Source organism: Acidocella aluminiidurans, assembly GCF_055383125.1.
In genome coordinates, this window is the sequence record NZ_AP031589.1 from 922307 (window position 1) to 935971 (window position 13665).

Below are 13665 nucleotides of genomic sequence, written 5' to 3' on the forward strand. Positions count from 1 at the left end.
CCGCGCTTAAGTGATGGGCCGAGAGTTCGACGACATAAGATGCAATCGCGCGGCGATTCCATCTTATGTCCTCCGGCTCAAGAGCAATATGTGTTGAGGGTGACGCGCCAGCGTCAAGATAAACACATGAAATTGCGCGACAAAACAAAACTTGGCGCATCAAGCTAAAAAGCTTGATGCGCCAACACGCATCGCCGGAGGGTCTGTGGCCGAAGACAATCAATTACAGCATCTCGACGAAGGCGAGCTGCGTCTGGCCGAACGCCATTCCGTGCCGGATGCCTTCCTGATCCATGAAATCATCCGCCATGAGGGCGAGGAAGAACTGGCCCGCAAGCCCGGCGCGCTGGCGCTCTCGGGCCTGGCGGCCGGGCTCTCGATGGGGTTTTCCTTCCTCACCCAGGCGCTGCTCACCGCCGGCCTGCCGGACACACCCTGGCGGCATACGCTGGCCAGCTTCGGCTATGCGGTGGGCTTCATCATCGTGGTCCTCGCCCGTCAGCAGCTTTTCACCGAAAGCACCCTCACCGCCATCCTGCCGCTGATCACCCGGCGCGACCGCGCGACGCTGCTGGGGGTGCTCAAGCTCTGGGGGTGGTGCTCACCGCCAATATCGCCGGCACCTGGATTTTCGCCGTGCTGGTCCACGCGCCGGGGCTGTTCCCCCCCGCCGTCACCCCGGCCTTGCAGGAGATGGCGCGGGCGGCGATCCATTCGGGCTTCGCCGCCACCTTCGTGCGCGCCTTCTTCGCCGGCTGGCTGATCGCGCTGATGGTCTGGATTTTGCCCAGCGCCTCCACCTCGCGCCCACTGATCGTGCTGCTGATCACCTATGTGGTGGCCCTCGCCCAGCTCTCCCACATCATCGCCGGCTCAGCCGAGGCCGCTTATGGCGTGCTGGCGGGCAGCGCCACGCTCTATGACTATGTCGCGGAATTTTTCGCCCCCACCGTTCTGGGCAATATCGCCGGCGGGATCGTAATGGTCTCGGTGCTCAATCACGGCGCCATCAAGCCGGAGATCGAGGAGCGTCTGGGCGATGGCGAACGGCAGGAAAAGCGCAACGCCAATCTCAGGGCGACTTCGCGGGCGGGCAAGCCGAAGGCGGGACGCTGAGGCTGGTCAGCTTGCCGCTCATCACGAAATCCCCGAAATCCAGCACCAGCCCGGTGGCCACACCGTTTTCGTAATAGCGCATCGAGGTGCGGAAATCCGGCGTCTCATCCTGGTTCTTGCGCTCGAAAAAGCCGATATCGACATCGGTGCTGGCGAATTTATCCAGATCCGGCCAGGGCGCCTTCTCCGCCTCATGGTGGCCGAGCACGGTGATGAAGGTCGCCTGGGCGCCGTCTGGCGAGGTGCCATCGAACAGCAAGGGCGAGATGAATTGCTTGCCCGCCCGCCCGGCCGCCAGCAGCGCCTCGGTATGCTGCATCGGGAACAAGGTGCCCGGCGGCAGCTTCACCTGTTTCTTGGTCGGCGCGGTATAATCGATCACGCCGCTCTCATCCGGCCCGGTATGGGTGGCGGTGCCGGCACTGTCGATCTTCTCCTTGCCGTCATTATCGCTCTCGCGCAGGGTGAAGCTGAGGGTTTTGCCGTCCTTGCTCTCCCAGGTGATGTAGTCGCTGACCGATTTGGTCAGCGAGCCATCAACATTGCGGATGATCAGCGTCATATGCTGCGTCGTCGCCCAGCCGGTGCAGCCATCCACCACGTTGAAATTCATCTGCCCGGTGGCGCCGGTGATGTCATGGGTGCGCAGCTTGGAGAGGGTCAGCTTATAGACGGCATGCTGGCCGGTGAGCTGGCTGGCGAGATCAGGGGCGGCAAGCGCCGGCAACGGCGTCAGGGCAGCGAGCAAAGCGAGGGCGGAGAGCTTCATGCCACGCAGGATACAAGCGCGGCGCGCGCCGTCAAACCTTGCGCGCCCGCCCTTTGCCCTTGCGCATCGCCGGATCATATCCCCCGCCGCCCGGCCCCAGCGGCACCGGGCCTTTCGGCTTGGCCGGCGCGCGGCTGGCGAGCGGCGGCGGCTCCAGCCCCAGCATCAACGCCTCCAGCCGCTTCACCTCATCGCGCAGCCGCGCCGCTTCCTCGAACTCCAGATCCGCCGCGGCGGCGCGCATCCGGGTTTCCAGCGCGGCGATCGAGCTGGCCAGATCCTTGCCGACAAACTCGTCCGTCTTCACATCTTTCACCGGCGCCACGGTGACGTAATCCTGCTCGAACACCGAATGGATCACCTCGCCGATATTTTTGCGCACCGATTGCGGGGTGATGCCATGCGCCTCATTCCAGGCCATCTGCTTGGCCCGCCGCCGCTCGGTCTCGTCGATCGCCTGTTTCAGCGAATTGGTCATGGTGTCGGCATAGAGAATGACCCGGCCATCGACATTGCGCGCCGCCCGGCCGATGGTCTGCACCAGCGAGGTGACGGAGCGCAGGAAGCCTTCCTTATCCGCATCCAGAATCGCCACCAGCATACATTCCGGAATATCCAGACCCTCGCGCAGCAGATTGATGCCGATGAGAACATCATAGGCGCCAAGCCGCAGATCGCGGATGATCTCGATGCGCTCCAGCGTATCCACATCCGAATGCAGATAGCGCACCCGCACACCCTGCTCGGTGAGATATTCGGTAAGGTCCTCGGCCATGCGCTTGGTCAGCGTCGTCACCAGCACCCGCCCGCCCTGCTTGGTGACAAGCCTGATTTCGCCGAGCAGATCGTCAACCTGATGCTCCACCGGGCGGATTTCGGTGACCGGATCGACCAGCCCGGTCGGGCGGATCACCTGTTCCGCGAACACGCCCTGGGTGCGCTCCATCTCCCACGGTCCGGGGGTGGCGGAGATGAACAAGGATTGCGGGCGGAAACGCTCCCACTCCTCGAATTTCAACGGCCGGTTATCGATGCAGCTCGGCAGCCGGAACCCATATTCGGAGAGGGTGAATTTGCGCGCGTAATCGCCTTTGTACATGCCGCCGATCTGCGGCACCGTGACATGGCTCTCATCGACAAACAGCAAGGCATTATCAGGCAGATATTCAAACAAGGTCGGCGGCGGCTCGCCGGCGTTGCGCCCGGAGAGATAGCGCGAATAATTCTCGATGCCCTTGCACGCCCCGGTGGTTTCCATCATCTCGATATCGAAGGTGGTGCGCTGCTGCAGCCGCTCCGCCTCCAAAAGCTTGCCCTCCGCGGTGAATTTCGCCAGCTGCTCTTTCATCTCGAGCTTGATCTTGGAAATCGCCTGGGTCAGCGTCGGGCGCGGTGTGACGTAATGGGAATTCGCATAGACCGAAATATTTTCCAGCGCCGCGCTCTGCTCGCCGGTCAGCGGATCGAATTCTGAAATTTTCTCGATCTCATCGCCGAACAACGTCACCCGCCAGGCGCGGTCCTCATACTGGGAGGGGAAAATATCAACCGTCTCGCCGCGCACGCGAAAGGAGCCACGGGCAAACGCCATGTCGTTGCGGCGATATTGTAGATCCACCAGCGCCTTCACCAGCGTATCCCGGTCGATCCGCCCGCCGGTCTCCAGACGCACCACCATCTTCGAGTAGGTCTCGACCGAGCCGATACCGTAAATGCAGGAGACGGAGGCGACGATGATGACATCGCCGCGCTCCAGCAGCGCCTGGGTGGCGGCGTGGCGCATGCGGTCGATCGTCTCGTTGATCGCGCTGTCTTTCTCAATGTAGGTGTCCGAGCGCGGCACATAGGCTTCGGGCTGGTAGTAGTCGTAGTAAGAGACGAAATATTCCACCGCGTTATCGGGGAAGAAGCTCTTCATCTCGGCATAAAGCTGGGCGGCCAGCGTCTTGTTCGGGGCCAGCACCAGGGCCGGGCGCTGCGCCGCCTCGATCACCTTGGCCATGGTGAAGGTCTTGCCGGAGCCGGTCACCCCCAGCAGCACCTGGTCGCGCTCCTGCGCCCGCAGCCCCTCGACCAGCTGCGCGATGGCGCTCGGCTGATCGCCGGCGGGCTGGTAGTCTGAGACCACGCGCAGCGGCTTCTGCAACGGCCGGGGCGCCTGTTTTTGCGGAATGAAGGTCAGGGACATGCCCGCAATATGGCCCCTGGCTCAGCCTTGGAAAAGCCCGTGCCTGATTTCGCAAAAGTTTTTGGGGGGCGGCCCTTTTTTCAAAAAGGGCCGCAAAACATTGGGAGTGGTGACGACCGCGTTGCGCACGGCCGGGCGTTTTCGCCGCTTTTTTGAAAAAAAGCGGCATCAAAAAGCTTTTGGTTTATTTGAGCGGCCCGATTCAGACTGCGCGGCTGCGCCGCTCCGTCATCGGGACGCTATTTTTTCTCCAAAAGCGCCTTCATCTCGGTCATCGCCTCGGAAAACCGCGTATTCAGCTTGCTCATCGCCTCGGCGTTGGATTTCTGGATCAAATCCCCCAGCTCCTTTGTGTTCGCCACGGCGTTCTCATACGCCTTCTTCAGCAGCTCGGCCTGCTTGGCCGCGCGCGCCGCCGGCGGCTGGTTCGCGGAAAGCTCCTTCAGCGTCGCGGTCAGGCCGGACATCGTCTCCTGCATGATCTCCATGTGCCGGCGCGCCACCAGCTGCGCGCCTTCCAGCGCCACCCGGTTGGCCTCGGTCAACGCGTCCAGATTGCGCTTATGCGCGGCCAGCACCGCCTCCACATCCGGCATCGCGGGGATCTTCATATCCCCCATCAGCTTCTTCACATCGAACTCGGGCATGAAAGGCGGGGTGCCGGCTTTTGTCGTCTTCTCAACCATTGTTCGTCTCCTTGGTTATGGTTTTATCCCCCGCCTTGGCTCCTCAGAGCGGCGCGGGCAGCTCAGGCTCCGGCGCCGCCTTGGGCGCCGGTTCGGTGGAAAAGCGCGTGGCAAAGCGCTCGGCGCGGGCCAGGGCGCTATCCACCGCCGCCATTGTCGCGGTCAGATCCAGGCTTTCATCCTCGGCCCAGGCGCGCAGCCCATAAAGCCACACTGCCAGCAGCCCGCGCTTTTTCACCGCACCAGTGAGGCCGGTGGCATCCACCCCCGCCCCTTCGAGCAGCCAGCCCATGGAGGCGATGTTCATCTCCGCCAGCGCCACCGCCAGCGGCGGGCAGGACGGCAGCGCCTTCATCAAGGCCAGCACGCCAGGGCGCCTTGCCTGCAGAAAATCGAAGCGGCGCAGCAGGATATCGAACAGCCGGTCGCGCACGCTGCCATCCTGCGGCACATGGCTCAACGCCGCCGCATCCGCCAGCCGGCCGAATTTTTTCAGGATTTTTCCGGTGCAGGGAAACAGCGCCCGGGCGCGCACCAGATCCAGCCCGGCATGGCGCGCCGCGGCGGCGGGCGAGACATGCCGCCAGCCAGCCTCAGCCCCCAGGGCGAAAGCGGCATCGACAAGGGCGGCTTCGAAATCCTGATCGCTCATGTGCGAAACTTAGTCGCGCGCGGCGAGATTTTCCACAATATTTTCCAGGAAAATTAAGTGATTGGCCGCAATGTTTTCACATATTGCGCGGTCAGGCCGAGATAATGCGGTACCGTCTCATCCCAGCGCGCCCGCTCCGCATCGCTCATCACCCGCACCAGCCGCGCCGGGGTACCGGTCCACAGCTCCTGCTTTCCGATGCGCTTGCCCGGCCCCAGCAAGGCCCGCGCCCCGAGCAGCCCGCCTTCCTCCACCACCGCGCCATCCAGCACCGTCGCCCCCATGCCGATGAAGGCGCGGTTCTCCAGCCGGCAGGCATGGATGATGGCGCCATGGCCGATCGTCACATCATCGCCGATGATCGCCGGATGGTCGTCATGGTCCACATGCACGATGGTCCCATCCTGCACATTGGAGCGCGCGCCGACGATCACCGGGTTGGTGTCGCCGCGCAGCACGGCGTTGAACCAGATATTCGCCCCCGGCCCGACCCTCACATCGCCGATCAGCACCGCCGTCGGCGCCACCCAGGCGGTCGGGTCGATTTGCGGCGCCAGATTGCCCAGCGCGTAGAGCAACCCGCCCGGGCGCTGCGCCGCGCTCACGCCGCCAGCCCCAGCATCAGCTTCAAATTCTGCACCGCCGCCCCGGAGGCGCCCTTGCCGAGATTATCCAGCCGGGCGATCGCCACAGCCTGCCCCGCCGCCTCATTGCCGGCGACGAAGATTTCGAGGCGATTGCTGCCGTTCAACGCTTCCGGGTCGAGATTGCCGCCGGCAAGCCCGCGCCGCACGACGATAGTCTCCGCCCCGGCATAGAAATCCGCATAAGCCTCGGCCAGTTGCGCGGCGCTGCCGGGCCTGGCCAGCTGGTCCAGATGCAAAGGCAGGCTAACCAGCATGCCCTGGTGATAATGGCCCACGGCGGGGCAGAAAATCGGCGCCCGGGTCAGCCCGGTATATTTCATGATTTCAGGAATATGCTTGTGCTTGAGCCCCAGCGCGTACAGCTCATAGGCCGGTCCGCCCTTGGCCTCGTGGTCCGCGATCATCCCCTTGCCGCCGCCCGAATAGCCGGAAATGGCGTTGATCGAGACCGGCGCATCCGCCGCCAGCAGCCCCAGCCCCAGCAGCGGGCGCAAGAGCGCGATCGCCCCGGTGGCGTAGCAGCCGGGATTGGCGACGCGCTGCGCCTTGGCGATCTTCTCCGCCTGGTCCGGCCAGGCCTCGGCAAAACCATAGACCCAGCCCGGCGTGATCCGGTGGGCGGTGCTGGCATCCAGAATCCTTGCCCCTTGCGGGGCGATGGCAACCGCCTCGCGCGCCGCCTCATCCGGCAGGCAGAGCACGGTCAGATCCGCATTGCCCATCGCCTCGGCGCGGGCTTCCGGGTCCTTTCGGCGCGCATCCGCCAGGGTGACGAGAGAAAAGCCCCCATCCGCCTCAAGGCGCTGGGCGATGCCAAGCCCGGTGGTTCCGGCCTGGCCGTCAATGAAGATGCGTGCGGTCATGCCCTACTCTTATCATGCCCTGCCCAGCGTGCTAGGGCAGCGCAGCCTTTCAACAGGGAAACCAGATATGTCCGAACAAGCCGGCCTGCCGCCGCAACCGCTGATCCTCAACATCCAGTACACCAAGGATCTCTCCTTCGAGGTGCCCGGCGCGCCCGCCATCTTCACCCAGCTGCGCGCCCAGCCGCATGTGAACCTGAATCTGGACGTGCAGGTGCGCCGCATCGAGGAAGAGCAGACCATTTTCGAGGTCGCGCTGGCGATCCGCGCCGAGGGCACCACCGAGGCGCCGAAATCCGCCGGCGGCACCCAGGAGAAACCGCCTGTCGTGTTCATCGCCGAGCTGTCCTATGCCGGCGTGTTCACCCTCAACGGCATTCCGGAAGAGCAGCAGGAGCCGATTCTGCTGGTCGAGTGCCCGCGTCTGCTCTTCCCCTTCGCCCGCAACATCCTGGCCGACGTGACCCGCGATGGCGGCTTCCCGCCGGTGCTGCTCGGGCCGATCGACTTCGTCGGCCTCTGGCACCAGCGCCGCACCGCCGCCGCTGCCGCCAACGGCGCGCCGAACTGAGACGGTAAAATCGTGGGGTGTTTTTGAAGAACACCCCACGCCCGCGCTGACCGTCCAGCGCCGCCCATACGCCTTAACGATGTGAGGTTCAGAGCTTTCCGTCCGCGAAAACATCTCGAATGAAACCCAAATTTATGCTGTATCCTGACGCTTGGACATAAAGAACGGCGGCAAGAGAGATGAGCACGACCAGCCAAAATGACGGAATGCGGCCCTATCTGCCGCCGCGGCGGGCGATAAATTTCTGCAGCGCTGGGTTAGGTGGGGGGCTATTTATTGCCCCACTCACATTGGTTTTGAATATACTCTATCTTTGGTTTGGCGATGCTTGGCTAAGCGTCTTCATGCCTGACGGCGTGCCCATCGGTCCGGTGATTTTAGCGATTATCTTAGCGATATTCGGCATCAACTTTGTCCGAAAAATCTATATCTACAAAACCGTAAAATGGGTCCGCCGCTTCCGTCGGCTGGCTTTTATATCCTCGCTTTTCACGCTTCTACTGCTTGTATGGAATGTCATCGAGCTTGTGCTTGCCCCCAACCAGGATATCTTTGCGTGGTATTTGATGTCGGTCATTCTACTAAGCGCGGCGCTGGGATTGTGCGGGCTGCTGTTATGGACCATCCACAAATATCGCTGGTACCAGCCCGACTCAAAGCCTGACGAATGGGAACTGCCCGAGGCGCTCTTGAACCGGGGCGAATAAGGCGGCGCACCCCTGTGCGGAGCGCACCGCAAGCGCCCAGAACCGTGGCGTTTCAGGCCTGAGTGGCGCCCTGTCTTTCGTCCGGCTTTCCAGAACGCGCCAGATCCTGCAGGAAGTCCAGCACGCTCTTGGTGTTCCAGTCCGCGCCGCCATCCAGCCTTGCCACAGCCTTGCCTGCCGGATTGATCACCAAAGTCACCGGTATCCCTTCCGTATTCATCATATCCAGATCATCGCCATCTGGATCGACCAGCATCGGCAAATTGCGGATGCCATGCAGGGCAAAATAAGCCTGCACCGCCGGCAGACCATCCACATCGATCGAGATCGGCAGGATCAAGCCGCCGAATTTCGCCAGCTTCGGCGCCAGCGCCGCGAAGGTCGGCAGTTCTTCCTTGCACGGGCCGCACCAGGTCGCCCACAGATTGACCAGCAGCACATGCCCCTTGAAATCCGCCAGGCTCAGGCTCTTGCCCTTGTCGTCCTGGAATTTCAGCGCCGGCGGGGCCACCGGGGCGAACGCAGTCCAGCCCAGCGCCGCATCCGGCATATCCGCGTCGGCGCTTTGCGCCATTGTGCGATTGCCCCAGGCCGCGCCCAGGGCTAAGGCAGGGCCAGCGGCGATGAGTGATCGGCGCAACAGTAAAGGGCGTTTGGGTTTGACCGACAAAGACAGCACTCCGAACAAAGGTCAGCTTCAGTGGGGCGGGCGTTTCGCCGCCGGTCCCGCAGAGGTGATGCAGGCCATTAATGCCTCGATCAGCTTCGATGCCAAGCTCTGGCGCCAGGATATTGCCGGCAGCCAGGCCCATGCCGCGATGCTGGCCAAGCAGGGCATTATCACGGCGCAGGACCAGAGCGCCATCGCCGCCGGGCTGGAGGCGATCGGCGCCGAGATCGAGGCCGGTACGTTCGAATTCTCCGAAGAGCTGGAAGATATCCATACCAATATCGAAGTCCGGCTGACCGCGCGCATCGGCGAAGCCGCACGCCGGCTGCATACCGCCCGCAGCCGCAACGACCAGGTGGCGACCGATTTCCGCCTCTGGGTGCGCGATGCGCTGGACGGGGTGCTGGGCCAAATCCACGGGCTGATGCAGGCCATGGCCACCCGCGCCGCCGAGTATGCCGATACCGTGATGCCCGGCTTCACCCATCTGCAAACCGCCCAGCCGGTTACCTTTGGTCACCATTTGCTCGCCTATGTGGAGATGCTGGCCCGCGATGCCGGCCGCCTGCGCGATGCCCGCGCCCGGCTGAATGAATGCCCGCTGGGCGCCGCCGCCCTGGCCGGCACCTCCTTTCCCATCGACCGCCACGCCACCGCCACTGCCCTGGGCTTCGACCGGCCGACCGCCAATTCGCTGGATTCCGTCTCGGACCGCGATTTCGCGCTGGAATTCCTCTCCGCCCTCTCGATCTGCGCGATGCATCTCTCCCGCTTCTCGGAAGAGATCATCATCTGGTGCTCCTCGCCCTATAAACTGATCGAGCTCTCGGATGCCTTCACCACCGGCTCCTCGATCATGCCGCAAAAGCGCAACCCGGACGCCGCCGAGCTGGCCAAGGCCAAAACCGGCCGCATCTTCGGCGCCCTCATTGGCCTGCTGACGGTGATGAAGGGCCTGCCGATGGCCTATGCCAAGGACATGCAGGAGGACAAGGAGCCGGTGTTCGACGCCGTCGCCGCCATCTCTTTGTCGCTCGCCGCCATGGACGGCATGGTGCGCGACCTGCAAGCCAACAAGGCCCGCATGGATGCTCTCGCCGGCTCGGGCTTCTCCACCGCCACCGACCTCGCGGATTGGTTGGTGCGGGTGCTGAAAATGCCCTTCCGGGATGCGCATCATGTCACCGGGCAGCTGGTCCGGCTGGCGGAATCGAAGCGCTGCGATTTGCCGGAGCTGAGCCTGGCGGACATGCACTCCATCGAGCCCCGCATCACCGCGGAGATTTTCGAAGTGCTGACGGTGCAGGCCTCCGTCGCCTCGCGCACCTCCTATGGCGGCACCGCCCCCGCCAATGTCGCCAAACAGGCCGCGCTCTGGCTGGAGAAACTGGCATGAAATATCTGTTCATCCTGCTCGCCATGTCGGCTCTGGCCGGCTGCGGCCGTCGCGGCGCCCCCGTGCCTCCCGGCCCGGCGCAGGACATCACCTACCCCCACAGCTATCCGCCGCCGCAATAAAGAGGTCCGCCATGGCCGACATGAATTTCACCGGGCCGGAACCGCGGCTTGAGGATCTGCTCGCCGCCCGCAAGCAGTTGACCATGCACGCCCAGGACGGGCTGTGCCTGGAAGGCGTGCCGCTGAACGCCATCGCCGACGCCTTCGGCACCCCCAGCTGGGTCTATGGCGCCGCCACCATGCGCGCGCGTTTCGCAAGCCTGCGAGATGCGTTCGCGGCCGAGGGCGTGCCGATGCACATCCATTACGCGGTGAAGGCGAATGACCATCTCGCCCTGCTCAACCTGTTCCGTGAACAGGGGGCCGGGGCGGATGTGGTCTCCATCGGCGAGTTCATGCGCGCCACCAAGGCCGGGATCGCGGCCAAGCATGTGGTCTATTCCGGCGTCGGCAAATCGGCGGCGGAGCTGGAGGCGGCGCTGAGCGCCGGTGTCGGCCAGATCAATGTGGAGAGCGCGGAAGAGATCGAGATGATCTCTGGCATTGCCTCCAGGCTCGGCGTTGAGGCGGCGATCGCGCTGCGGATGAACCCGGATGTCGATGCCGGCACCCATGCCAAGATCACCACCGGGCTGGCCGAAAACAAGTTTGGCATCGCGGCGGCGGATATTCCCGCCCTCTATGCCCGCGCGGCGGCGCTGCCCGGGGTGCGGCCGGTCGGCATCGCCATGCATATTGGCAGCCAGATCCTCTCCACCGAACCCTACCGCCTCGCCTACGCGAAGGGGGCGGCGATGATCCGCGCCCTGCGCGAGGCCGGGCAGAATGTGGATGTGTTCGATATCGGCGGCGGCCTGGGCATTGGCTATCAGGACGAGCCGGGCCTCTCCCCCCACGCCTTCGCCGCCACGGTGAAACAGGTGACGCAGGGGCTGGGCGTGCGGTTGATGATGGAGCCGGGGCGCTATCTGGTCGGCCCGGCCGGGGTGCTGCTGGGCAGTGTCATTCTGGAAAAGCAGGCCGGCAAGCGCTTCCTGGTGCTGGATGCGGCGATGAACGACCTCGCCCGCCCGGCCATGTATGATGCCTGGCACGGCATCCTGCCGCTGGACGCGGCCGCTTATCGTAGCGCTACGATGCCGGCCGACGTGGTCGGGCCGATCTGCGAGAGCGCCGACCAGTTCGCCACCGACCGCCTGCTGCCGGAGATCAAGCCGGGCGGGCGCGTGGCCTTGCTGGATGCCGGGGCCTATGGCGCGGTGATGAGCAGCGCCTATAATTCCCGCCCCCGCGCCGCCGCCGTGCTGGTGGATGAGGGGCGTTTCCATCTGATCACCCCGCGCCAGGACATCGAAGCGCTCTGGGCCGAGGAAATCATCCCCGGCTGAGGCGCATCTTCACGATCTCAACCGGTGCACCGCCGGCCGGGTGGGTGTAGAGGCCGCGCGCCAGCGCCTCGAAGCCGTGTTTTTCATAGAAGGGCGCCGCGTTCAGCGTGGCGTTAAGGCGGATTTCGCCGGGGCCGGCGAGGGCCAGCCCCGCTTGCAGCAGGCGCTGCCCCAGCCCCTGCCCCGCCGCCGCCGGGCGCACGAACAGGCGCAAAATCTCGCCCGGGGCGGTTTCGATGAAGCCGTTCAGGCCCGAATCCACAAGCACATTGCCTTTGGCGATCACCGCCTCGTACTGCGCGGCATCGCGCCCTTCCATCCAGCCTTCGATCTGGGCGGCGCTGTAATGCCCGGCGGCCAGCCCCCGGATCGCGGCTGCGGTGAGGTCGTAGAGCGCCTGGCCCTCGCCGGGCTTGGCGGGGCGCAGCTCAGCCAAGGCCAAGTTCGGCGCGCTGGGCGCGGGTCAGGCTGGCGGCGACGAGGCGGTGGGATTCGGCGAGGTGCTCGAACAGCGCCGCATCGCTGAGCACCCCACCCTCCACCCGCAGCCAGGTGCCACGGCGCAGATAAGGCGCGCGGCTGGCGAGGCCCTGTTCGCGCAGAAGCTGGAAGGCGAGCGGGCTGGCTTTGAACACATAGCCATCCTCACCCGGAAAGCCGCCGCCGATGGCAAAGACCTTTGGCCCTATTTTATGCACATGGCTCTCGCCCCACTGCACCACCATGTGGCTGCCGGGAAGCTTGGCGCAAAACCGGTCGAAGGCGGCCAGGCGGTTCACAATTCGACGATCTTGATCCGCTTGCCCTGGGTGGAGAGGGCGATCTGGCCACGGATCAGGCGCAGCGCCGTCTCCCCGAACATCTCGCGGCGCCAGCCTTCCAGCACCGGGTTGGGGGCGGTCTCATCCAGGGCCAGCGCCTCGATATCGTCGCTGCCCGCCACCAGCCGCGCCGCGACATTATTCTTCTCCGCCGCCGCCGCCAGCAGCACTTTCAGCAGCGCCACCAGCGCCGGGGAGGCCTTGGCGCTTTCGCGCTGGCGCTCGGCCTTGGGCAGCTCGGACTCCGGCCAGGCCTTCGCCTCCTTGATCGCGGCCAGCAGCGAGGCGCCGGATTTGCCATTGGCGAAGCCCGCCGAAATGCCGCGCGCCTTGGCCAGCGCCTCGGCATCGTCCGGCGCCAGCGAGGCGATTTCGGGCACCTGCTCATCCTTCAGCAGCCGGCCGCGCGGGATATTGATGCGCTGCGCCTCACGCTCGCGCCAGGCGGCGATGGCCTTGGCAAGCCCCAGCTGGCGGCGGTTATTGGAGCGGATTTTCAGCCGCTCCCAGGCGCGCTCCGGGTCCACACGGTAGGTCTCGGGCAGGGTCAGGATCGCCATCTCCTCGGCCACCCAGTCCAGCCGCCCCTCGGCCGCCAGCTTGGCGCTGAGCTTCTCATAGACCGCGCGCAGATGGGTGACATCGGCCGCGGCATAGTTGATCTGGGATTTCGAGAGCGGGCGGGCCGACCAGTCCGAGAAGCGATGGGCCTTGTCGATATGCGCGCCGGTCAAAGCATTGACCAGGCTGTCATAGCCGACCTGATCGCCAAACCCGGCCACCATCGCCGCGACCTGGGTATCGAAGAGCGGCACCGGCACGGCGCCGAAGAGCTGCAGGAAAATCTCCACATCCTGGCGGCAGGCATGGAAGACTTTGACCACGCTCTCTTTCGCCAGCAGCCGGCCGAGGGGGCTTAGGTCCATGTCCGGGGCCTGGGCGTCCACCACCGCGGTATCCTGCGCGCCGCCCAGCTGCACCAGGCACAGCTCCGGGTAATAGGTCTTCTCGCGCATGAATTCGGTGTCCACCGTCACGAAGGCTTCGGTCTCAAGACGGGCGCACAAAGCCTCCAAAGCCTCGGACGTGGCGATGAATTCGATCTTGTTTTCGTTCATGCCCCTCCCAT

General features: G+C 64.6%; 15 protein-coding genes and 1 pseudogene. 6 read left to right on the forward strand and 10 right to left on the reverse strand.

Annotated elements, in window-relative coordinates; all coding sequences use genetic code 11:
- Positions 1-271: 271 nt before the first annotated feature.
- A pseudogene (locus tag ACZ46S_RS04735) lies at positions 272-1116 on the forward strand (formate/nitrite transporter family protein).
- Here the strand turns inward: ACZ46S_RS04735 and ACZ46S_RS04740 are convergent.
- The 6 genes from ACZ46S_RS04740 to argC form a co-directional block, all read right to left on the reverse strand.
- Positions 1073-1885 carry an EipB family protein gene (locus tag ACZ46S_RS04740; protein WP_464063567.1) on the reverse strand — a complete coding sequence of 271 codons (813 nt, stop codon included), beginning with the start codon at positions 1883-1885 and terminating at the stop codon, positions 1073-1075. The pseudogene ACZ46S_RS04735 and the gene ACZ46S_RS04740 overlap by 44 nt on opposite strands.
- Before the next feature lie 31 nt (positions 1886-1916).
- Positions 1917-4073: an excinuclease ABC subunit UvrB gene (gene uvrB / locus ACZ46S_RS04745; protein WP_464063568.1), complete on the reverse strand. Its 2157-nt coding sequence runs from the start codon at positions 4071-4073 to the stop codon at positions 1917-1919.
- A gap of 239 nt (positions 4074-4312) precedes the next feature.
- Positions 4313-4759 (reverse strand): phasin family protein, encoded by a 447-nt coding sequence (locus tag ACZ46S_RS04750; protein ID WP_295738365.1) that lies wholly within the window; start codon positions 4757-4759, stop codon positions 4313-4315.
- A 43-nt stretch (positions 4760-4802) separates the two neighbouring features.
- The gene (locus ACZ46S_RS04755) at positions 4803-5411 is read right to left on the reverse strand and encodes a TetR family transcriptional regulator (protein WP_464063569.1); all 609 of its coding nucleotides are present in this window, start codon (positions 5409-5411) and stop codon (positions 4803-4805) included.
- 53 nt (positions 5412-5464) lie between these two features.
- Positions 5465-6016, reverse strand: coding sequence for a gamma carbonic anhydrase family protein (locus ACZ46S_RS04760; RefSeq protein WP_464063570.1), 552 nt, complete (start codon positions 6014-6016; stop codon positions 5465-5467).
- Positions 6013-6921 (reverse strand): N-acetyl-gamma-glutamyl-phosphate reductase, encoded by a 909-nt coding sequence (gene argC, locus ACZ46S_RS04765; RefSeq protein ID WP_464063571.1) that lies wholly within the window; start codon positions 6919-6921, stop codon positions 6013-6015. Before argC ends, ACZ46S_RS04760 begins: the two co-directional genes overlap by 4 nt.
- A 67-nt stretch (positions 6922-6988) precedes the next feature.
- Here argC and secB point away from each other — a divergent pair, with 67 nt between their 5' ends.
- Positions 6989-7492 carry a protein-export chaperone SecB gene (secB, locus tag ACZ46S_RS04770; RefSeq protein WP_026439543.1) on the forward strand — a complete coding sequence of 168 codons (504 nt, stop codon included), beginning with the start codon at positions 6989-6991 and terminating at the stop codon, positions 7490-7492.
- Positions 7493-7671: 179 nt separating this feature from the next.
- Complete coding sequence (locus tag ACZ46S_RS04775; protein ID WP_464063572.1) at positions 7672-8199, forward strand: hypothetical protein; 528 nt, start codon at positions 7672-7674, stop codon at positions 8197-8199.
- Positions 8200-8251: 52 nt separating this feature from the next.
- On the opposite strand, the gene ACZ46S_RS04780 is transcribed toward ACZ46S_RS04775, so the two are convergent.
- Entirely contained in the window at positions 8252-8773 is a 522-nt protein-coding gene (locus ACZ46S_RS04780; RefSeq protein ID WP_464063573.1) for a TlpA family protein disulfide reductase, read from the reverse strand.
- Between the two features lie 49 nt (positions 8774-8822).
- Here ACZ46S_RS04780 and argH point away from each other — a divergent pair, with 49 nt between their 5' ends.
- Genes argH through lysA form a run of 3 tightly spaced genes read left to right on the forward strand, consistent with a single transcriptional unit; the run spans position 8823 to position 11715 of the window.
- Complete coding sequence (gene argH, locus ACZ46S_RS04785; RefSeq protein WP_464063574.1) at positions 8823-10265, forward strand: argininosuccinate lyase; 1443 nt, start codon at positions 8823-8825, stop codon at positions 10263-10265.
- Positions 10262-10387 (forward strand): lipoprotein, encoded by a 126-nt coding sequence (locus ACZ46S_RS04790; protein ID WP_295738347.1) that lies wholly within the window; start codon positions 10262-10264, stop codon positions 10385-10387. Before argH ends, ACZ46S_RS04790 begins: the two co-directional genes overlap by 4 nt.
- Before the next feature lie 11 nt (positions 10388-10398).
- Positions 10399-11715, forward strand: coding sequence for a diaminopimelate decarboxylase (gene lysA, locus ACZ46S_RS04795; protein ID WP_464063575.1), 1317 nt, complete (start codon positions 10399-10401; stop codon positions 11713-11715).
- Here the strand turns inward: lysA and ACZ46S_RS04800 are convergent.
- The 3 genes from ACZ46S_RS04800 to rnd are packed head-to-tail and all read right to left on the reverse strand — an operon-like array spanning position 11702 to position 13654.
- A complete protein-coding gene (locus tag ACZ46S_RS04800) occupies positions 11702-12151 on the reverse strand; it encodes a GNAT family N-acetyltransferase (protein ID WP_464063576.1) in 450 nt (149 codons plus the stop codon). The genes lysA and ACZ46S_RS04800 overlap by 14 nt on opposite strands.
- Entirely contained in the window at positions 12144-12494 is a 351-nt protein-coding gene (locus ACZ46S_RS04805; protein ID WP_464063577.1) for an MmcQ/YjbR family DNA-binding protein, read from the reverse strand. The genes ACZ46S_RS04800 and ACZ46S_RS04805 overlap by 8 nt, the downstream gene beginning before the upstream one ends.
- Positions 12491-13654, reverse strand: coding sequence for a ribonuclease D (rnd, locus tag ACZ46S_RS04810; protein WP_295738335.1), 1164 nt, complete (start codon positions 13652-13654; stop codon positions 12491-12493). Before rnd ends, ACZ46S_RS04805 begins: the two co-directional genes overlap by 4 nt.
- Positions 13655-13665 lie beyond the last annotated feature (11 nt).